Source organism: Streptomyces sp. ST2-7A (genome assembly GCF_021390475.1).
GTDB lineage: Bacteria > Actinomycetota > Actinomycetes > Streptomycetales > Streptomycetaceae > Streptomyces.
Map to the genome: position 1 here is coordinate 1 of NZ_JAJUWS010000065.1, position 20,084 is coordinate 20,084.

Genomic DNA, 20,084 nt, shown 5'->3' on the forward strand with positions numbered 1-20,084 from the left:
GGATCGTGGGGTTGGGGGGGCGGGGGGTCGCGGCAGTGGGAGGGTGGGGGGACATGGCGGCTCGCGTCACCTACCGGTGTGGGTGCCGGCCTCGACGGGTACGTCGATGCCGATCGGCTCGGATGTCTCGAAATGCAACTCCAGGGAGACCGTCTCACCCTCCACGGGACGGTGGGAGAGATCGAGCAGCATCAGATGGTTTCCGCCCCGGGACAGCGTCAGCTCGCCCCCGGCGGGGACGACGAACCGGTCCACCCGTCGCATGGTGTTGTCCACGGTCTCGTGCAACTCCACGGTGCCGGCGAGGTCACTGCTCACCGAGATCAGGTGATCGTCGACCTCCCCGTCGTTGCGCACGGTCAGGAAGCCGCCCGCGACGGCCTCGCTGACCGGTTCGGGCACGAAGGCGCCCACCACGCTCAGCTCCGGCGTCTCCTCGCCCTCCCCGGAGCAGCCGGCGGCGGTGAGGACGACGAGCGCCGCGACCACGGCGGTGACCGCCCGGCGGCGTGCGGGGCGGCGGTGCGGGCGACGGTCCGCCGGATGGCTCACGGCCCGGTTCACGGCCCGGTTCACGGCAGGTCCCCGGCGATCAGCTTCGGGAGGTCCCGCTCGAAGGTCTCGTGGGTGACGCCCTCGGTGTAGAGGACCCGCCCCATGTCGTCGTCGGGCAGGAAGGCGATGACCTGGGTGCCGTGGCTGGAGACGATGCCGCCGTCCTCGTCCTCGTACGGCTCCTCGATGTACACGCCCAGGCCCCGCGCCGCCTCCCGGATCTCCGCGAAGTCGCCGGTCAGCCCGATGAACTCCGGGTCCTGGCCGCGCAGCCACTCGCCGAGGGACCCGGGGGTGTCCCGCTCGGGGTCGGAGGTGATCATCACCACCCGCAGGTTCTCCCGCTGCTCCTCGGTGAGGTCCCGCGCGCCGACGGCGATGTTGCTCATGGTCAGCGGGCAGATGTCGGGGCAGTGGGTGTAGCCGAAGTACAGGAGGGTGGCGGTGCCCTCGGTCTCGGCGCGCAGGTCGTAGGGCTCGCCGTCGGTGTCGGTGAGGACGATGTCGGGCTTGGCGAAGGGGGTGTCCAGGACGGTGCCGCGATCACGGTCGGCGGCGCCCTCCACGGAGGCGGCGGGCATCTCCCCCTCGGAGGTGTCGGCCTCCCCGCCGCCGCAGGCGGTCAGGGCGAGGCCGAGCGCGAGGGCGCCGGCGAGGGCGGCCGGATACCGGCGGCGGGCGGCACGGACGGTGCGGGTGGCGGTGTCGGCGGTCGGCTCGACGGCCGGGGCACGGACGGGGAGGCGGAGGTTCATCGCTGGGTTCCCGGGTGGTTCGGTGGGGCCGGCGGGCGGGCCGCACGGGGGTCCGTGGCGGTTCGCGGCCGGTCGTGACGGCTCGTGGCGGGGTGGGGCCCGCGAGGGGGCCGGTGGGGCGGTTCGCGCCGGGGTGCGGGACGCGGCGGGTGCGGGCGGACCGGCGGATCGGGAGCCGGTCCGCCCGCGCCGCGCCGAACGCCGGCGCGATCGGCCGGGCCCTCGGTGGTGAGGGGGTCGGTGGGTCAGGAGCCGGAGGGCCGACGGCGACCGGCGAGCACGCCGAAGGCGACACCGGCGGCGCCGACGAGGATGCCGACCACGCCGAGGACCCGGGCGGTGGTGTCGGAGGTGCCGGACTCCGCGGCGGAACCGTGCGCGTCGTCCCCGTCGTCCCCGGCGGCGGTCTGCTCGGTGTCGGTGTCGGTGTCCGCGGCTTCGTCGGCGTCGGCGTCGTCACCGTGGCTGTGGTCGTGGTCGTCGGCCGCGGGGGTCAGGGTGAGGGTGGCGGCCGGGTGCTCGGCGTCGTCGGTCGGCTCGTCGATCCACCGCACGACCTCGCCGCTGTCGTAGGTCTGGATGGCGTTGAGCACCAGCCGGTCCACGTCGGAGGGCAGCCGGCCCATGGAGACGGGGAACTGCTGGAACATGCCGGGGTTGATCTCGCCCCCGGACCACACGATCCGGCTCGGCACCTCGGTGATCTGCCGACCGTGCATCTCCAGTGGCTCGTCCAGTTCCGTGGTCTCGATCTCGATGTCCCAGCCGGGCACCGGCTGCGGCATGACGGAGGCGACCGGGTGGTCGGTGTCGAGGTAGAGCTCGACCTCCACGGTGGAGGCGTCGTCCCGCTCGTTGGGGACCTTGATGTTCACGGTGCGGTAGCCGCCGCCGGGAACCTCGGAGGGGTCCACGGTGACGTGGGCGGAGGCGGTGCCGGCACCGGTCAGGACGAGTCCGGCGGCGAGCAGGGTGCCGACGGCGGCGCCCCGCAACGGCAGCGGGCGGACGGTGGAGCGGCGGGGAACCGGGGAGGTCACGGGGGACATGGGAAGGGATCTCCAGGTGATCGGAACGTCGGATGTCTCGGGTGCGTCGGAACGTCGGTTCGGCGGGACGCGGGTGCGGGTCACCGCCCGGACGACGGACGACGGGCCCGTCCCCGTCCGACCACCGGAGGCGCGGTCACACCGCACCGCGTACACCACGGGTCGGTGGGACGACGGCGAAAGTTCCGGGATCCCGGGAGATTTCCGTGCGGGGCCGTCGGACGGTTCGTCCGGTCGGGGCCCCGGGGTTCGGGGTTCGCCGTGCGCTCAGGCGGCGAGGACGAGGGGCGAGGGCCCGGCGTCCCCGTCCGCCGGGGGTCCGCGCCGACCGACGCCACCGACCCGTTCCGGGCTCCGGACCGGGACCACCGGACCGCGCGGGGTGCGGGTCCGGGCGGGTGGGACGGGGGGCGCGGTCGCCCCGGAGAGGGCGCGGGCCACCGCCCGGCCCCAGCCGAGGAGGTCGAGCGCGGGGAGAGCCGGGAGGGGCCCACCCGCCGCGTCATCCCGGCCGGCGCCCCGGGAGAGCCGGATCAGGCGCCACAGGGCGGCCTCGCCGCGCGACAACAGCAGCCCGGTGGCGACGGCGGCCAGCAGGTGGGCGAGGGCCATCGCCAACCCGCCGGCGAGCAGGCCGGTCGGGTCGAGGGCGTCGGAGCCGGCCGCGAACCGGTCACCGGCGGCGTGACCGGCGCCGCCCGGCGTACCGGTGGGGTCCAGGCCGGCGGCGCGCACGATCTCCTCGGCGCCGCCGGGGGTGAGGTTCACCGCGTGTTCGTTGCACAGCAGTCGGGCGGCCCACTCCATCGCGTTTCCGCCGCCGGTGCCGCCCCCGTGGCCCGCCCCGGACGTGCCGGGGGAGGTTCCCGGCGACGCCGGGAACCGGGAGAACAACGCGTGCAGCCCCGTCTGGGCGCCGGCCACCAGGGCGACGATCCCGATCGGGGAGCGGCGTTCGCGGCCCGCCGCGAGGGCGGTGGGCAGCAGCACCGCCGCCCAGCCGAGGAGCGCGACGCCGATGCCGGGAGTGCCCCCGCCGGCGAGGGCGTGTCCGCCCGCGGCCAGCGCGACGCAGGCCGCGGCGAGGACCGCGGCCCGGGCGAGCCGCAGATCGGCGGCGGCGGACAGGGCGTGCATGGCGGTGTCATCATCCCATCGGCTCCGGGCGTCGCCCCTTCCGGGTGGGCCGAACGGGCCCATCCGTCGCATTTCACCCCATCGGCCCCTGTCGCCCCGGGGCTTTCGGGTCGCGGGATGGGCTTTTCGGGGCGAATCCATCGGCCGTTCGGGCGGAGTCGTCCCGAGGGTGCGCTTGGGCCCCGGGCGGGTAGGCAATACGTACGGATATGTCGATCCGCGGCCACAACGCTGCGCGGGCGGAGAAGCTCGGGAAGGGATGCGGGATGAGCATCTGGTGGTCTCTCCAACTGCGACGGGACGCCTCCAGCGTGCCGCTGGCCAGGCGTTTGTTGCGCGGCGCCATGGACACCGCCGGCGTGGACGCGGATGTTTCGCACGATCTGTCCCTGGCGCTCACCGAGGCCTGCTCCAACGCGGTGCGGCACGCGGCGGGCGCCTCCGAGATGTTCCGGGTCACGGCATCCATCGACGGGGACGTCTGCCACATCGAGGTCATCGACTCCGGCCCCGGCTTCCCGCCGGCGGCCGAGCCGCCGGGCGAGCCCGATACCGACGCCTCCCCCGGAGGCGTGCCGGACCCGCTCGCGATCGGGGACGGGAAACTCGACTCCGACCCCTTCCGGGTCCCGGAGCAGGAGGCCCGGGAGGACCCCGGCCAGCGGGAGAGCGGGCGCGGTCTGAGCCTGATCGCCGCGCTCTCGGACCATGTGCGCTTCGACAACCGGTCGCTGACCGGCGGCGCCGTGGTCTCCTTCGACAAGGTCCTCAAGTGGCGCGAGGACTCCCTCCTGCACGTCTAGGCCGTGTCCGGCGGATCTCGTGACTGCCCCGGCCCCGGGTCGTCGGCATGCTCATGGGGCGGGGAGATCTCACACATGGGGAGTGGGCCCGGCTGAAGCCGCGTCCACCGGAGTCCGGTCGGCGCGGGGGTCGTTGGGAGAGTCATCGTTTCGAGGGAACCGGATGCGCGCCACCAGCCGTCGTGCAAGCCCGGGTGTAGCCGCCGTCGGCGAAGAGTTCGGCGCCGGTGACGAACGACAAGGCGTCCGACGCCGGGAAGAGGGCGGCCTCGGCGATTTCCTCGGCGTCGGCCGGCCGCCCCAGTGGCACGACGGCCTCGGCGAACCGGTCGACGTCCGGCCCCCGCGGCGCCCAGCAGGCCAGGGGTCCGCGTGGGTCCCGGGCTGAGCGCGTTGACCCGGAATCGGCGCTCCGGCGACTGTCGGGCCCGGTTGCGCACGAGGTTGCTCACCGCCGCCTTCGAGGCGCTGGGGACCTCGAGTTGCTCATTGGGCCGCACGCTGTTGCTCGAGCCGAGGACAAGGATGGAGGCGTTCTCCGCCGGCGGCGGAAGCGCCTTCCGAACGGTGAACAGCGGGCCCTTGACGTTGACGGTGAGTGTCGGATCGACGTTCGCCCCGGTGTGGGCGCCGAGCGCGGCGTCCGCGACGGTTCCCGCGTCGGCCACCGATACGGCGATGCGTCCGGCCCTCCTCGCGGACGCGCGCGTGGAGCGCGTCCGGGCTCGAGTCCCGGCCCTCGGGCAACGGTCGATCGGGTCGGCCCCCCGGTGCATGGACACCGGGGGAGGCCGTGGCGTCAGTTCGGGGCGATGAACGGAACCGCGGCGGCCACGCAGACCAGCAGGACGGTGATCGCCGCGGCGGGGCCCCGTCGGTCGGCCGGAAGGCGGGTGAAGAGCCGGGAAACCGCGCCGAGGACCGCGAGCGGGGGCGCCGCGCGCCAGACGTCACGACCGGTTCCGCGCCCGGCGGCGGTGACGACGCCCGGGAGGTGTCCGACCGCACGCAGCAACGGTCCGACCATGGCCCGGCTGCGGCCGTGGACGGTGTGCCCGGACACGGTCCGCTCGAGCGCCCGACGCAGGGCCGGTTCGTCGTTCGCCCAGTGTGCCCGGAAGCGGATGGTTCCCTCCTCGTCGATGAGGTAGGCGGAGTTCGGCTTGGGGGTGAAGGCGCGGTGCAGGGTGCCGTCGATGTCGTCGACCGCGACCTCGAACGGGAGGTCGTGGTGGTGACCCAGTCGTTGTGCGTGCAGGTGTTTCCGCGCGGCGGTGGTCGGCTGGCCGATCGTCCGGCCCGGGTGTGCCTCGCGGGTGTTGACCAGTACGAAGCGGACCCGCTCCCCGAATCGCGAGTGGAGTCGCTTGAGGCCGGGCACGGCGCTCTCGGTCACGGGGCAGGTCCGCGAACCGAAGACCATGAGCACCGGCCGTCGGCCGAGCGAGCGGGAGGCGAACCGGCCCCCGTCGAGGGTGGGCAGGTCGAACTCCGGTAGAGGGCTGCCGGGGCCGAGGGCGTTCCGGCCGAATGTCATGTCGTCGATCAGGAGCCGTGTCCGGAAGCGGCCGAAGCGGTAGTCCGGACCGGCGTGGTCGGCCGAAGGGCGAAGGTCCATGTGGTTCTCCTAGGATGATGCGCGCCACCCGCTTGACCGTTCGGTCAAGTTGGTGGGCGTGGAGGTGGGTCCTCCCGGTCGTGAGCGGGGTCGCCCCGGTCGCGGGCCGGTCGGGTCAGGTGGTGGGGGTTTCGATCAGAATCCGGATCGCCGTCCTGGCCTCGGCGATGAGCGTCGGCCTGTCGTGGGCCTTCGCCATGAGGGTGATGCCCTGGAGGAAGGCCAGTGCGCGCAGGGCGGCCGCGTCGGGGTCCACTCCTGCCGGGATGTCACCTCTGAGGGCGGCCTCCGCGATGGCGTCGCGGAAGTACCGCTCCCATGCGGTCAGGATCTCGGCGATCCTGTTCCGGGCCTCTCCGGGCTGTCCGGAGAGTTCGAGCGCGAGGTTGCCGATGGGGCAGCCCGGCACCGAGCCCATCCGGTCCCGGGCGGCGGTCAACATGCCGGCGAAGCCCCGGATGAAGGAGTCGATCCGCTCCAGCGGCGGTGCCTCGCTGCCGAACGACTCGTCCAGGAGGGCGTCGAGGAGTTCCCGGTTCGCGTCGATCACGGCGAGCCCGAGGGCGTCTTTGGAGGGGAAGAAGTGGTAAAGGCTGCCGCGGTGCACTCCCGCCTCGCGGCACACGTCACCGATACCGACATCGGTGAACGACGAGCCGTGGATCAGCGCGCGCGCCGTCCGCACGAGGCGGGTGCGGGTGTCGTCCGTCATCGGGGTCTCCCTGTGGCCGGGCGGTCACACCGTAGGGCGTTCTTGACCGATCGGTCAAGAGGGGGTCCCGGCGCCGAACCGACCGCCTCCGCTCCGGCCCCTCCCCCGCCCGCACGGACTCGCCGGGCCCCTCCCACCCGTCGCCCGCACCGGACCGGGACAACGCCGCGACGTACCATCGCCGGATGGATCACGGTGTCCCACCGTTGGGGGAGGGGGACCCGGATCGACTGGGCCCCTACCGGTTGTTGGGGGTCCTCGGGGCCGGCGGCATGGGTCGGGTGTACCTGGGGCGGGACGACTCCGGGCGCCTGGCGGCCGTCAAGGTGCTGCTGCCCGGCACCGTCCACGACGAGCACATGACCCAACGCTTCCACCGCGAGGCGGGAGCCGCGGCGGCGGTGCGCGGCCGGGGGGTCGGGGGCTTCCCGGGATCCGGCACCACCCCGGAGCGGCTCGTCCGGCTGGCCGGGGAGTTCCCGATCGGACCCCCGCTGGACGCGGCGACCGGGGAGCCGGTGTGGCGGGTGGACGACCCGTGGGCGCGGTTGGATCGCGAGGTGGCCGGTGACGGGGAGAACCTCCATCTCCTGCGCGACCACGTGATCCGTGCCTTCCCCCTCACGGGGTGACCCCCTGAGGGGTTCGTCCGGTTGACGGGCCGAATGGCCGGGGGTGCCCCGGCCCACCGCCCCGCCGGGCCCGCCCACCGTCCGCTCCGGGCGGCGGGCGGGACCGGCGGTCCGGCTCCCCGTGCGCCCCGCCGGTCCGGCCCGGGCCCCCGGCACGGGAAGGCGGTGCGGGTCACCGGTGGGCGAGGTGGTGCGGGCCCGCCGGTGGGCGAGGTGGTGCGGGCCACCGTGCCGAGGAGCCCGGCACGGGAAGGCGGTGCGGCCCGCCGGGCCGTGCCACCGTCGCGGGGTCCCGGTGCGCGAGGCCCACCGGTCCAGCGGCGCGCGAGACGGTGCGGTTCGCCGGCACCGGGCCCTCGCCGGCACCGGGGTCCCGGTGCGCGAAGCGGTCCGGCCCGTCGTCGCGACCCGCCGGCATCGGGCCCCGACCCGGGAAGGCGGTGCGGGGATCGCGTGAAGGAGCGGTGCGGGAAAGTTCCGGAACCGGCACCTCGTTGACCCGTGATTGGACTACACCTATAACGACGGGTGAGCGCTCCCGCCGCGGCCCCCGGCCGCGGCCCCACCCCACACACAGGAGGTGCTCTCCCCCATGGGCACGCAACCCCCCGCACGGTCGCGACGGCGGCGGACCCCGAAGGCGGTCATCGCCGGCGTCGGCGCCATGGTGCTGGCCGCCGCCGCGCTCACCACCGCGCTCTCCCCCACCGGCGCGCAAGCCGCCATACCCCCGGCCCAGGACGGCTGGGAACTGGTCTGGGGCGACGACTTCAACGGCCCCGCGGGCTCCCTGCCCTCCGCCGAGAACTGGCAGATCGACATCGGCCACTCCTACCCCGGCGGCCCCGACAACTGGGGCACGGGGGAGATCCAGTACTACACGAACTCCACCGAGAACATCGCCCTCGACGGCAACGGAAACCTGCGGATCACCGCGCTCCGGGAGGACTCCGGCCGCTGGACCTCGGCCCGCATCGAGACCCACCGCGCCGACTTCAAGGCACCCGAGGGCGGCACGCTGCGCATCGAGGGCCGGATGCAGCTGCCGAACGTCACGGGTGAGGCCGCGCTGGGCTACTGGCCGGCGTTCTGGGCGCTCGGCTCCCCCTACCGGGGCAACTTCTGGAACTGGCCGGGCATCGGCGAGTTCGACGTCATGGAGAACGTCAACGGCCTGAACACCGTCTGGGGCGTGCTGCACTGCGGCACGGCGCCCGGCGGGCCGTGCGACGAGTTCAACGGCCTGGGCGACAGCCGGCCCTGCCCCGGCGCCACCTGCCAGGAGGCGTTCCACACCTACGGTTTCGAGTGGGACCGGTCCGTCACGCCCAACGAGTTCCGCTGGTATGTGGACGGCGAGCGGTACCACCGGGTGCACCAGGGCATGTTCGACGCCGCGACCTGGGCGAACATGACCGAGCACGCCGGGTACTTCCTGCTGCTGAACCTGGCGATGGGCGGGGCCTTCCCCGACGGCGTCGCGGGCTTCCGAACGCCGGTGGCGGCCACCCAACCCGGCCACTCGCTGGTCGTGGACCACGTCGCGGTCTGGACCCGTGGCGGAGACGGCTCGGGCGGTGACAGCGGTGGCTCGCAGGGGCCCGGCGACCCGGGGGACCCCGGTCAGCCCGGTAACCCCTCCGTGCTCCACCTGCGGGGCAACGGCGGTCTCGGCACCGCGGAGTCCGGCGGGGCCTCGGCGAACCTCCCCTCGGCGGGCGGCGCCAACCACGACGGTTCGCCGCACCGGCCGCAGACCTTCCTCGCGCAGGGCGTGAACGGCCGGTACACCGGTGGCGACACCCGCTTCGAGCTGTTCGTGGACGCGGGTACCACCATCGCCAACGGCCAGCAGGTGCGGATCTCCTACGACCACACCGGCAACGGCACCTGGGACCGCACGGAGACGTACCACTACTTCGCCTCCGATCCGGAACCCGGATGGGAGCGGTACACCGAGACCCGGGGCCTGGCCTCGTCCACCGGCTCCCACGCGGACCTGGTGAACGGCCGGGTACGGGTGGAGGTCTGGAACGCCATCGGCAACGGCCCGAGCACGGTCGGGATCGGCAACCTGTCGACGGTGACGATCCCCCACGGCTGACGGCTGACGGCTGACGGCCCTCGGGCCGGGTCCCCGGGCGGGCCTCCCGGGAACCCGGCCCGATACCGGCGGGCGGCGTCGGCACACCTCGCGAAGGGATGTGCCGGCGCCGCCCGTTGTCGTGCGCGCCCTTTCGGCCCGTCGCACCCTTCGAACCCGGGCCGGGTCGTTCCCCCGGTCCGTGCCGGTTCCCACCGAGGACGTCCCGGTGCCCGTTCGGTGTCCCGACCGCGCTCGGTCCGGCTCCCGCTCCGTCCCCGGGGAGCGGCCGGCCCCCGACGGGCTCCCGAACCCGATCCGGCTCCCGGGCACACGCTCGTTCCCCGGCTCTCCCCGGGCTCTCCCCGAGCTCTCCCCGGGGTCTTCAAAGCTTCCCGGGAGTTCGCCGATGCGAAGCGCGCGGGGGAGCGTGACCCGGGGCGCGCTTTCCTGACGGTGCAACAATAATGAGCAGCACAACAGGGTTTGGGCGTCGGATGATCTTGATGGATTTCCCGGTGACGTGGCGATCCGGGGGGTTCACGCTATACCGTGATGACGCACCGTACCCATGTGGTACATGCCGGGGGCACTTCCTGTCCGTCCCCGCGTGTGCCCGCGCCGACCCGTACGGCGCGGGTGGCCGGGGCAGCCGGGGCGGCTCCGGAACCCTTTCCTCCTGCCACTCCCCCCCATACAGCCCCGCCTAAGGAAAGACACGCATGCTGTTAGAGCTATCGGCCGCCGTGCTCGCGGGCGGCGCGGGAACGGCGGTGGCGCTGACGCCACTGTTGCTCCGCGACCGCCGACGGGCGAGCAGGGCGGAACGTTCCGGCCGGCTCACCCGCAACGAGCTGTACCACCTGGCCCGCACCCGGGTTCCGGCCGTCGCGGCGTCCGCCCGCGGCACCGGCGGGGGACAGCCCATCCCGGGCCCCTCCCGCCCCGACATCGAGGGCACCGAACTCGAACAGGCCGCGCGCGCCGTGCTGGAGGCGGTCCACCACGAGGTGGCCCGGATCGTGGCCGACGCCGAGGTCGCCCGTCGTTCGGCGGCCGAGGAGGCGGTGACCGCCCGTCGGGCCGCGGCCGAGGAGATGGCCGAGGCGCGACGCGTCGCCGAGTCCGCGGGCGTCGGGGCCGACGAGACCCTGCACCGGATCACCGAGGAGGCGACCAGGGGGGCGGAGAACGCCACCCGCAGCGCGCTGCGCGGGGCGATGGCCCCGGTCACCGCCCAGCTGCACCGCCTCCAGGCCCAGCTCGACGCCCTGTTGGTCAAGCACGAGCGCAGCCAGCAGGTCGCCGGCGTGCTCCTCGAGCTCGACCCGCTGGTCGCCCAGGCGCTGCGTCGTGCCCAGGCCACGCTCGTCCTCGCGGGCGACTGGCCGGGCCGGCAGCGGGTGGACGCGGCGGCGCTGGACGTGGTGCGGGCGGCGACCGGTCGCATCGCCGACGGGCACCGTCGGGTGCACATCATCGGCGAGCCGACCATCGCGGTCACCGGCCGCGTCGTGGAGCCGGTGGTGCTCGCCATCGCCGAACTCCTCGACAACGCCGCCCGGCACAGCAGCCCGGCCTCCCGGGTCGAGGTCCGTTTCCGCTCCGACCACCACGGCCTGTCGCTGCTGGTGGACGACGGCGGGGTGGGGCTCACCCGGGAACTCGAGGAGCAGGCCGAGGAGGTGCTCAGCAAGAGCCACGACGTGCGACTGACGGAGCTTCCCGCCCCGCTGGCCGCCGGATGGGCCGTGGTGGGCCTCCTCGCCCGGCGCTACGGCTTCCGTGCCTCCGCGGTGCCGGACGGCTCCCCGTACGGCGGCACCCGCATGGTCATCCACCTCCCCAACGAGTTGCTGACCCCGCTGCCCATGGACGAGGAGGAGATCGGCGGGGCCCCGCCCGAACCAGCCCCCCGTGCCTCCGTCCCGGCCCCGGCGCCCGCGCCGGCCCGGGAGTCCCTGCCCGGCCCGGAGGACGAACCCGCTCCCGAGCCGCTGCCCACCCGTCGTGCGGCCCGGGTCTCCGCCGAGCCCCGGGACGAGGGCGGTTGGGGCGCGGACCACCGTGTCGCGGCCGACCGGTCGGACCGACGCGACCGACCGGAACCCGCGGACCACCGCGGCGCCCCGGCCGGGTACGGCGACGGGGGCTTCGAGCACTCCGATTCCGGTGAGTTCTCGGAGGAGGACGAGGAGTTGACCCCCGGTGGGCTGCCCCAGCGCCGTCGGCGCCGGCACGCCGCCCCCGAGGAGCCGGCCGGATGGCACGCGACCGTCCCGCGGCCGGCCGCCGGACCGCCCTCCCGGCTCGGCGCGGCCGGGGAGGCCGCCCGGGCCTTCCGGGCCGCCTTCTCCGGCGACGCAGGTCCGACCCCCCCCACCCCCCCCACCCCCGGTGATGACGAGGTGAGCACCACATGAAGCCCGCCAGCAGTACCTCGCTTGTGAGTCTGGGCTGGATCCTGGACGAGCACATCATGACCCAGCCCGGGGTCCGCAGAGCACTCGTGCTCACCGCGGACGGCCTGCCCGGCGCGGTCTCCCGGGACCTGGAGCGGGACCTCGCGGAGCGCACCGCCGCCTCGGTCTCGGGACTGCAGTCCCTGGGACGGGCGGTCGCGGAGTTCGCCGGTTGCGCCGGCGAGCAGCACGAGTTGCTGATGATCCAGTACGGCGGCGGCTCGCTGCTGATGATGGCCGCCGGAGAGGGCACCTACCTCGCGGTCGCCACCGACCCGGACGCGGATATCAGCATCATCACCGGTGAGATGGCCCGTGCCGTCTCGCGCCTCGGCAGGGAGTTGGGCGTCGCGCCCCGCGGCGGAGCGGCATGAATCCCCCGCCGCGACGCCCCGGCCGAGACGCCGGGCTGGTCCGCCCGTCCACCATCACGGGCGGGCGGACCGCGCCGAGCCGCAACACCATAGACCACGCCACGCTGGTCCTGCCCCCGACCAATCCCCCCGAGCCGACGCACCTCGGTCCCGAACAGCTGCGGGTGCTCCGCCTGTGCGAGCCGGGCGTCCTCTCGGCCGCCGAGATCAGCGCCCATCTCGACCTGCCGATCAGTGTGCTGACGATCCTGATCAGCAATCTCAAGGACTCGGGCCACGTCACCACCCGTTCGCCCGTCCCACCCGCCGCACTGCCCGACCGGCAGCTCCTGGAGGAGGTGCTCAGTGGACTCCGCCGTCTCCGCACCTGACCTGTCCCGTTCGCCCAACCCGTCCGCACCGACCGGCCCGACCGGCCCGGGGACGGAAACCGGACGTCCGCGCCCCGCCTACCTGCAGGGGCACGAGGAACCCGCCAAGATCCTGATCGTCGGCGGTTTCGGCGCCGGTAAGACCACCCTCATCGGAGCCGTCTCGGAGATCGAGCCGCTGCGCACCGAGGAGGAGATGACCGCGGCCTCGGTCGGTACCGACGACCTGGCCGGTCTGCCGCAGAAGCAGTCCACCACCGTGGCCATGGACTTCGGGCGGATCACCCTGCACGGCGACCGCCGTGACCTGGTGCTCTACCTGTTCGGCGCCCCCGGCCAGTCCCGTTTCCTGCCGCTCGCCGGCGACCTGGCCCGCGGCGCCCTGGGTGTTCTGGTACTCGCCGACACCCGGCGGCTGCGCGACTGTTTCCCCGCCCTGGACCTGGCCGAGGACCTCGGCCTGCCGTACGCGGTCGCCGTCAACGCCTTCCCCGACTCCCCGGAGCACCCCGGCACGGAGCTGCGGACGGCCCTGGACCTGACCGAGGGCACCCCGCTGACGGTCTGTGACGCCCGTCGGCGGGACAGCGTCCTGGACGCCCTGATCACCCTGGTGCAACACCTGCTCACGCTGCGACCGGAGCCCGCGAGATGAACCGACCCCCGACCGTTCCCCCCGCCCCGACCGCCGGTGTCCCCATCGGTGGGGACACCGGCGCCGGGACGGGGGACGAGCGCTGCCCGTACACGGGCACCGCCGCGACCCCGGCCCCGACCGACCGGCGCACCGCGCGTCGGTCGGCCGTGCCGGCGCTGTACGGCCCGCGCTTCCAGGCCGACCCGTACGCGGTCTACCGGGAGCTGCGCGGGATGGGGCCGATCGCCCCGGTGGAGCTCAGCCCCGGCCTGCACGCCATGATCACCACCACCTACGAGGCGGCGCTGCACCTGTTGCGCCACACCCCCGGCACCTTCCGCAAGGACCCCCAGTACTGGGCGGCCCTGCGCGAGGGGCGGGTGCCCGAGGACAGCCCCGCCCTGCCGATGATCATGCCGCGGGACAACGCGCTGTGGAAGGACGGGCTGGAGCACACCCGGTTGCGCGGCGCGATCACCGCGAGTCTGGCCCGGGTGGACACCCACGGCCTGCCGGCGATGGTCGAGGCGATCGCCGACGCCCTGATCGACTCCTTCGCCGCCGACGGCACCGCGGATCTCGTGGCGCAGTACGCGGCCCCGCTGCCGATGCAGGTGCTGCTGCACATGTTCGGCTGCCCGGAGGACCTCGGCTACACGATCGTGGATGCCATCGCCCGCTTGTTCGACACGGTCTCGGACGCGGCCCGTGCGAATGCCGAACTCGAGGCGGCATGCCTGGAGTTGGCCCGTTTGAAGCGGGCGGAGCCCGGGGATGACGTGACTTCGTGGATGATCGAACAGCCCCAGCGGTTGACCGACGTCGAGATGATCCAGCAGATCCTGCTGGTGGTCGGCGCCGGCACCACCCCCTCCACCAACCTCATCGCCAACACCCTGCAGCGACTGATCACCGACGACGAGTACGCCGGTGACGCCTACACGGGCTCGCGGCCGATCACGGGAGTGGTGGAGCGTGTGCTGTGGGAGGACCCGCCGGTCGCGAACTACTGCCCGTTGTACGCGACCACGGCCATCCCCTACGGCGGGATCACCATCCCCGCCGGGGTCCCGGTGCTCGTCTCCTTCGCCATGGCCAACACCGACCCCGCCCTGGACGGGATGCGCCGCGAGGACAACCGCGGCCACCTCGCCTTCTCCGGCGGGATCCGGGCCTGCCCGGCGCAGGGGCTGGCCCGACTGATCACCCAGACCGCCGTGACCCGGCTGCTGGACCGGCTGCCCGACGCGGAGCCCGTCGACCCCGACGCCCCGGCTTCGCGCCGACCGCCCACGTTCCACTCCGGCCTCACCACCCTGCCGGTCGCGTTCACACCTCCGCGCGCGACACCGTCCCCGTTCCACGAACCCGGGAGCACCCTTGAGTGACAGCGTGATATCCGGCTGCCCGCACACCTCCACCGAGACCACCGCCAAGAGCGGAGAGCCGGTCGTCCTGGACGGAACCGCCCGCGACCTGCACGGTGAGGCCCGCGCGCTGCGGGCGCTGGGCGCGGCCCCGGCCACCGTGCTGCCGGGCGGCATACCCGCCCGCACCATCACCGACCCCGGCCTCGCCCGCCGGCTGCTCTCCTCCTCCCGGGTCTCCAAGGACGCGCAACGACACTGGCCGGACTGGATCGAGGGGCGGGTTCCCGCCGACTGGGAACTGGTCACCTGGGTCGCCGTCCGCAACGCCCTGTCCGCCTACGGCGACGAGCACCGCCGGCTCCGCAAGGCGCTGGGCCCCGGCTTCACCGCCCGCCGGGTGAAGGCCCTCGCCGAGCCGATCACCGCCATCACCACCCAGCTCCTGGACGATCTCGCGGCCACGGCCCTCGCGGAGCCCGGCGGTGAGGTGGACCTCCGCGACCGCTTCGCCTGGATCCTCCCGCTCCAGGTCGCCAACCTGCTGCTGGGTGTGCCGGAGGAGCTGCACGACGGCTTCCGCAAGCACGTCGGCTCCCTCTTCGACACCAGCCTCACGCCCGAGGAGGCGACCTCCGAGGCCGCCGCCGTCTACGGTCTGCTCAACGACCTCGTGACGCTCAAGAGCGCGACGCCCGGCGACGACGTCACCTCCGACCTCATCGCCTCCCACCGTGCCGGGGACCTCACCGAGCAGGAGCTGCTCGACAGCCTGCTGCTGCTGATCGGCGCCGGCCACGAGACCACCGTCAACCTCATCGGCAGCACGGTGATCAACCTCCTGAACCACCCGGAGCAGTTGGCGGCGCTCACCGCGGGCACGGCGGAGTGGGCCGACGCGATCGACGAGTCCCTGCGCCACCAGGCGCCGATCGCCACGATCATCCCGCGCTTCGCGGTGGAGGACTTCACCGACGAGGAGACCGGTGAGAGCTTCCGCGCCGGTGAGATGATCGCCGTCAACTACGCGGCGATCAACCGGGACCCGACCGCGCACGGCGCGAACGCCGACGAGTTCGACATCAGCCGGGAGACGCGCGGCGACCACATGGCCTTCGGCCACGGCATCCACTACTGCCTGGGCGCGCCGTTGGCCCGCCTGGAGGTGTCGATCGCGCTGCCGGCTCTGTTCGCGCGCTTCCCGGAGCTGGCGCCGGCCTATGGGTCGGAGGGGCCGAAGCCGCTGCCGTCGATCATCTCCAACGGGCCGCTGACGCTGCCGGTTCGGCTCGGACGCCCCGCCGACTGACCGGCCGGCCGACCCACCCGCGGACCCCCGTCCGGGTCGGGGTCGCTCCCCGGACCCACCGGGCCGGACCCACCGGGCCGGTTCCCGCCCCCCCATCACGTGGGGGCGGGACACCGGCCCGCGGCCGTTCCCGGGGGCGCGTCGGGGGTCGGCCCCACCGGTGGAGCGCGCCCGGTATCCGTGCGGCACGCCGCGCGCGCCCGGCGACGGCCGGTTCGTGACCGGATGTGTCCGGTTCGGCACTGGTGGTCGCGGTGGTCTCGGGGCACGCTCGGTGACGAAGGGGCGGGAACCCGTGACCTCCCCTTCCCGTTCAACAAGAACACATGCCTGCCACGAGGATGAGGGAGTGAACGCCTGACATGGTGTTCAAGCGGCTGCTGGGATCGATCGGCGTGGGTGCCCCCACGGTGGACACGGTGCTGGAGGGTGGTGCCGTCCAGCCGGGCGGCGTTCTCCGGGGCCAGGTCCAACTCCAGGGTGGACAGGCCGACTTCACGATTCAGAGCATCACACTGGAACTGGTCGCCCGGGTCGGCGCGCCGGGAACGGGCGGTGGCGACGGCAAGAACCTGACGGTCTTCGACCGCGGGGTCGTCGCGGAGAACTTCACCCTCCCCCGGGGCGCGCTCAACAGCGTTCCCTTCGAGCTGACCCTGCCCTGGCAGACCCCGATCACCGAACTGTACGGCCAGCCGCTGGGCGTGGAGTTGGGCGTGCGGACCGAGTTGGCGATCGCCGCCGCGCGGGACGGGGGCGACCTGGACATGTTCGCGGTCGGGCCCTTGCCGGCGCAGGAGGCCGTTCTGGAGGCGCTGGGGCAGGAGGGCTTCGGCTTCGCCGCCGCCGCGCTGGTGCCCGAGGCGCTGCCCGGCACCGGCCAACAGATGCCGTTCTACCAGGAGTTCGACCTCGTGCCGCCGGAGCGGTTCGCCCATCGGGTGGCCGAGTTGGAGATGACCTTCCTGCCCAACCCGCGGGGGGTGGAGGTGGTGCTGGAGGCGGACAAACGCGCCGGCACCCTGCCGCCGGGGCACCCGGCGGGGATACTGCGCGAGGTGCTGCCGCACGACCCGGCCGGCCGGGACTGGAACGCCGAGGTGGTCGGCTGGGTCACCCGGCTGCTGGAGGGCCGTGAGGCGGCTCTGACGCAGTTCGCCGGCGGCATGATGCCGGGGATGCAGCAGCCGGGCATGATGCCGGGGGCCCACCCCGGCATGCAGCCCGGAATGCCCGGCATGCACCCCGGTATGCAGCCGGGCATGCAGCCCGGCATGCAGCCCGGGATGGCGCAGCAGCAGCGGCGCGGCCCCGGTGTGGGCACGGCCGTCGCGGCCGGCGCCGCGGGTCTGGCCGCCGGTGTGGTCGGCGGCATGATGGTCAACCAGATGATGGACGGCTTCTCCGGTGACGAGGAGGCCGACGACGGCGGGGACGACGGCGGGGACGACGGCGGCGACGAGTGACCGTTCCCCCGGCGGGACCCGCGCCGCCGGGGCCCGCCGGGGAGACGGGACGGGGCCCGGTACCGCTTCGGCGGTACCGGGCCCCGTCGGCTCCGGGCGGCGGGAGCGGGGCCGGGCGCCGGTGCGCGCCCGGGGTCCCGCCCCGTCCACCGGTCAGGAGCAGGTGTTGCGGGAGCTGCTGTTGAAGGTGATGTTGCGGTACGTGATGTTGGTGCCGCAGGGGTTCTCGACCAGCGAGGAGTTGGTCAACGTCAGGTTCTGCAGGACGATGTCCCGGTTGTTCGGGAACTCCGAGCGGGCCGCGAGGCGGATGTCACGGTCACGGACCGTGCCACCCCGGGCGGCGATGTTCACGTTGTAGCAGTTCTCGATCAGGATCGCGTTGTTGCCGGTCTGCGCGATGTCCACCCGGTCGATGGTCACGCCGCCGCTCTCGGAGACGCAGAAGATCCCGCGCCCACCGCCGCGCGCGATGACCTCGCCGACCCGGATGTTGGTCGGGTAGGAACTGCCCACCCGACCGTTGCGGTTGGCCATCCGGAAGGCCGCGTAGCCGGTGCCGGTGCCCGCGCCCTGCGCGTCCACCCGCTGCACGGTGGCGTTGATGGTGTCGTTGAGCAGCAGGCCGGAGTAGCCGGTGTTGCGGGCGGTGACGGTACCGATGGTCAGCCCGTCCACGCCGTAGGTCTCCACGCCGTGGTTGTTGGTGCCGGAGACGTAGACGTTGTCGATCCGCACGTTGGTGGTGCGCACGTTGCGGTTGGAGTGGTTGTCGATCCGGATGCCGAGGCCGTTGTTCACGCGCAGGTCGATCTGGCCCAGGTGCAGGCCCGTCACGTTCCGGGCGAAGACGCCGAAGTACGGTCCGCCGGTGACGGTCAGGTGCGGCACGGCGATGTCCCGGACGTTCCGCGCGCGGACGACCGCGTGGTCGCCGCCGGGGGTGCCGGTGACGTCGATGGTGCCGCACACCTCGACGGAGGTGTGGCTCGGCAGGTCCAGCGACTGGTTGGCGGGCATGGAGCCGGAGCCGCGCACGACCACCCGCTGCATCGAGTTCCGGTTGGCCGGCAGGCTGTTCACCGCCGCGCGCATGGCGGCGAGCATGTCGGTACCGGAGTAGCCGGGCGCGGTCCAGGTGTTGCCGTTCCGGCGGGCCTCGGCCTGGTAGGTGCCGGTGCCGCAGGCCGCCGACGGGTTGTCACCGCCGGAGCCGCCGACCGGCAGGAAACGGAACTGCTGGTTGGTGTTGCTGTTCTCGGTGTACTGCGAGATCCGGGCGCCGTCGGCGGTCGAACGCTCCCAGACATCGAGGGCCTTGCCGCTGAAGCGGTTGACCAGTTTGTGGTAGCCGCCGCCGGCGTCGACGAACCGGAACTGCTGGTTGTCGTTGCCCAGGTCGGTCCACTGGGCGATGGTCGCGCCGTCGGAGGCGTTCCAGTCGTAGACCTCGACGACCTTGTCGGAGTGCCGCGCCTGGATGCGGAACCAGCCGCCGCCGGCGTCGATGAACCGGAACTGCTGGTTGGTCGCGTCGTTGCGGGTCCACTGGATGAGTTGGGCGCCGTCCTGTTGGGAACGGGCGTCCACATCCAGGACCTTGCCGGAGTGGCGCGCCTCGATGACGTACCAGGTGCCGCTCTGTACCGGTTGGGCCTGGCTGGTGGTGGCGCTCATCAGACTGATGACCAGCGCCGCCACGGCCGCGAACGCGACCGCTGCCCAGCCGCGTCGTCCACGCTTCGCATGGGACATGCGGGGGGATCCTTTCCGGGAGTTTCTCAGGGGGGTTGAGCGACGAGCGTTTTGTGGGGGTGAAGAGACGCGGCGGTGCCGCGAGGTAGCGCTCCCAGACGACTGAAACGTATTAACGTGACGCGGTCCCGTCAATCCCGCTCGTCGATTGGTATTTTCGGTGCGGTCTTTGTCCCGGATGTCCGACCCCAATCCCCGGTACGATCACGGTCGGTGACATCCGATCGGCCGGCCGAACGCCATCGGTCGGGGTGACCGGGGTCACCCCGACATCCCGAATCGGTACCACCGTCCCCGAACAGGGGGGATACCCGGCGGATCCGGTGTTGCTGCCCGGCACGCGGGGCCCGAGGCTGCGCGACGCTCCGCGTTCTGGCAGAGTTCGGGGGACGGTTGGGAGACCGACGCGTTCGTGTCGCCCCCGTCACCCGTTCCAGTCCTGCCGGAGGTTTCCATGGCGACGCCCGACGTCCACCCCGGATCCCCCGTACCCGGGCGCGGCGGGTCCCCCCTCGCCTCCGGGCCGGTTGCCGAGCCCGCGCTCGCGGATCCCCGGGACGCCGTGCCGCCGATCACCCCGATGGCCCAAAGGGCCGAGGCCGCACCGGTCGCGACCCCCCTCGGTACCGCCCCGTTCGGGGCCACGCCCCTCGGTACCGCCCCGTTCGGCGCCGTCGGCACAGCCGAGCTGTGCCTCGTCCTCGACGGTGAGATGGAGATCGAGGAGGTCGACGGCACCCGGCTGAGCCTGCGCGCGGGTGAGGTGTGCACCCTCACCCCCGGCGCGCGGCGCCGCGCGGTGGCCGCCGGCTGCGAGATCCTGCTGGTGGACGGTGCGGGGCGGGCCCGTACCGACCGGGCCCACTGACCGACCGCCGGCCCGGGCGCCGGCGACGGAACCCCGCCCACGGAACCCCACCGACCGGCGATCGCCGGTCGGTTTTCGTCGCTCGGGCCCGTGGATCGGCCCTCATCGCCCGGTTCCCACCCCACCGGTTC

The 20,084-nt window shown here is 73.5% G+C and carries 19 protein-coding genes and 2 pseudogenes; 12 read left to right on the top strand and 9 right to left on the bottom strand.

Annotation, left to right across the window (positions count from 1 at the left end; all coding sequences use genetic code 11):
• Positions 1–66: 66 nt before the first annotated feature.
• The 4 genes from LZF96_RS25425 to LZF96_RS25440 form a co-directional block, all read right to left on the bottom strand.
• Positions 67–552 carry a copper chaperone PCu(A)C gene (locus LZF96_RS25425; protein ID WP_233877069.1) on the bottom strand — a complete coding sequence of 162 codons (486 nt, stop codon included), beginning with the start codon at positions 550–552 and terminating at the stop codon, positions 67–69.
• Between the two features lie 20 nt (positions 553–572).
• Positions 573–1,310 (bottom strand): SCO family protein, encoded by a 738-nt coding sequence (locus LZF96_RS25430; protein ID WP_233877071.1) that lies wholly within the window; start codon positions 1,308–1,310, stop codon positions 573–575.
• A gap of 245 nt (positions 1,311–1,555) precedes the next feature.
• Positions 1,556–2,359, bottom strand: coding sequence for a YcnI family protein (locus LZF96_RS25435; protein WP_233877073.1), 804 nt, complete (start codon positions 2,357–2,359; stop codon positions 1,556–1,558).
• Between the two features lie 267 nt (positions 2,360–2,626).
• Positions 2,627–3,496 (bottom strand): hypothetical protein, encoded by an 870-nt coding sequence (locus tag LZF96_RS25440; protein WP_233877075.1) that lies wholly within the window; start codon positions 3,494–3,496, stop codon positions 2,627–2,629.
• Between the two features lie 266 nt (positions 3,497–3,762).
• On the opposite strand from LZF96_RS25440, the gene LZF96_RS25445 reads away from it, so the two are divergent.
• Positions 3,763–4,299 carry an ATP-binding protein gene (locus tag LZF96_RS25445; protein ID WP_233877077.1) on the top strand — a complete coding sequence of 179 codons (537 nt, stop codon included), beginning with the start codon at positions 3,763–3,765 and terminating at the stop codon, positions 4,297–4,299.
• Between the two features lie 53 nt (positions 4,300–4,352).
• Positions 4,353–4,448: pseudogene (locus LZF96_RS25450) on the top strand (IS5/IS1182 family transposase); the annotation flags it as partial.
• On the opposite strand, the gene LZF96_RS25455 reads toward LZF96_RS25450, so the two are convergent.
• From LZF96_RS25455 to LZF96_RS25470, 4 genes and pseudogenes are all read right to left on the bottom strand, one after another.
• The gene (locus LZF96_RS25455) at positions 4,442–4,609 is read right to left on the bottom strand and encodes an SDR family oxidoreductase (protein WP_233877079.1); all 168 of its coding nucleotides are present in this window, start codon (positions 4,607–4,609) and stop codon (positions 4,442–4,444) included. The pseudogene LZF96_RS25450 and the gene LZF96_RS25455 overlap by 7 nt on opposite strands.
• Positions 4,610–4,703: 94 nt before the next feature.
• Positions 4,704–5,075, bottom strand: a pseudogene (locus LZF96_RS25460) (SDR family oxidoreductase); the annotation flags it as partial.
• A 23-nt stretch (positions 5,076–5,098) separates the two neighbouring features.
• On the bottom strand, positions 5,099–5,917 hold the full coding sequence (locus tag LZF96_RS25465) for a redoxin domain-containing protein (RefSeq protein ID WP_233877082.1): 819 nt from the start codon (positions 5,915–5,917) through the stop codon (positions 5,099–5,101).
• Positions 5,918–6,032: 115 nt separating this feature from the next.
• Positions 6,033–6,629 carry a TetR/AcrR family transcriptional regulator gene (locus LZF96_RS25470; RefSeq protein WP_233877084.1) on the bottom strand — a complete coding sequence of 199 codons (597 nt, stop codon included), beginning with the start codon at positions 6,627–6,629 and terminating at the stop codon, positions 6,033–6,035.
• Positions 6,630–6,814: 185 nt separating this feature from the next.
• On the opposite strand from LZF96_RS25470, the gene LZF96_RS27440 reads away from it, so the two are divergent.
• The 9 genes from LZF96_RS27440 to LZF96_RS25515 all read left to right on the top strand — a co-directional run bounded on the left by LZF96_RS27440 (position 6,815) and on the right by LZF96_RS25515 (position 17,330).
• Positions 6,815–7,261, top strand: coding sequence for a hypothetical protein (locus tag LZF96_RS27440; protein WP_233877103.1), 447 nt, complete (start codon positions 6,815–6,817; stop codon positions 7,259–7,261).
• A 592-nt stretch (positions 7,262–7,853) separates the two neighbouring features.
• Positions 7,854–9,365, top strand: coding sequence for a glycoside hydrolase family 16 protein (locus LZF96_RS25480; protein WP_233877086.1), 1,512 nt, complete (start codon positions 7,854–7,856; stop codon positions 9,363–9,365).
• Between the two features lie 701 nt (positions 9,366–10,066).
• Positions 10,067–11,767, top strand: coding sequence for an ATP-binding protein (locus tag LZF96_RS25485; protein WP_233877088.1), 1,701 nt, complete (start codon positions 10,067–10,069; stop codon positions 11,765–11,767).
• Positions 11,764–12,180: a roadblock/LC7 domain-containing protein gene (locus LZF96_RS25490; RefSeq protein ID WP_233877090.1), complete on the top strand. Its 417-nt coding sequence runs from the start codon at positions 11,764–11,766 to the stop codon at positions 12,178–12,180. The genes LZF96_RS25485 and LZF96_RS25490 overlap by 4 nt, the downstream gene beginning before the upstream one ends.
• Positions 12,177–12,551 (top strand): DUF742 domain-containing protein, encoded by a 375-nt coding sequence (locus LZF96_RS25495; RefSeq protein WP_233877092.1) that lies wholly within the window; start codon positions 12,177–12,179, stop codon positions 12,549–12,551. Before LZF96_RS25490 ends, LZF96_RS25495 begins: the two co-directional genes overlap by 4 nt.
• Positions 12,526–13,206 (top strand): ATP/GTP-binding protein, encoded by a 681-nt coding sequence (locus LZF96_RS25500; protein WP_374203331.1) that lies wholly within the window; start codon positions 12,526–12,528, stop codon positions 13,204–13,206. Before LZF96_RS25495 ends, LZF96_RS25500 begins: the two co-directional genes overlap by 26 nt.
• Entirely contained in the window at positions 13,203–14,576 is a 1,374-nt protein-coding gene (locus LZF96_RS25505) for a cytochrome P450 (RefSeq protein ID WP_233877094.1), read from the top strand. Before LZF96_RS25500 ends, LZF96_RS25505 begins: the two co-directional genes overlap by 4 nt.
• Positions 14,569–15,864 carry a cytochrome P450 gene (locus LZF96_RS25510; RefSeq protein WP_233877096.1) on the top strand — a complete coding sequence of 432 codons (1,296 nt, stop codon included), beginning with the start codon at positions 14,569–14,571 and terminating at the stop codon, positions 15,862–15,864. Before LZF96_RS25505 ends, LZF96_RS25510 begins: the two co-directional genes overlap by 8 nt.
• 362 nt (positions 15,865–16,226) lie before the next feature.
• The gene (locus tag LZF96_RS25515; protein WP_233877098.1) at positions 16,227–17,330 is read left to right on the top strand and encodes a sporulation protein; all 1,104 of its coding nucleotides are present in this window, start codon (positions 16,227–16,229) and stop codon (positions 17,328–17,330) included.
• Between the two features lie 153 nt (positions 17,331–17,483).
• Here LZF96_RS25515 and LZF96_RS25520 read toward each other — a convergent pair whose 3' ends face one another.
• Entirely contained in the window at positions 17,484–19,085 is a 1,602-nt protein-coding gene (locus LZF96_RS25520) for an RICIN domain-containing protein (protein ID WP_308294290.1), read from the bottom strand.
• A gap of 454 nt (positions 19,086–19,539) precedes the next feature.
• Here LZF96_RS25520 and LZF96_RS25530 point away from each other — a divergent pair, with 454 nt between their 5' ends.
• Positions 19,540–19,953 carry a hypothetical protein gene (locus tag LZF96_RS25530; RefSeq protein ID WP_233877100.1) on the top strand — a complete coding sequence of 138 codons (414 nt, stop codon included), beginning with the start codon at positions 19,540–19,542 and terminating at the stop codon, positions 19,951–19,953.
• Positions 19,954–20,084 lie beyond the last annotated feature (131 nt).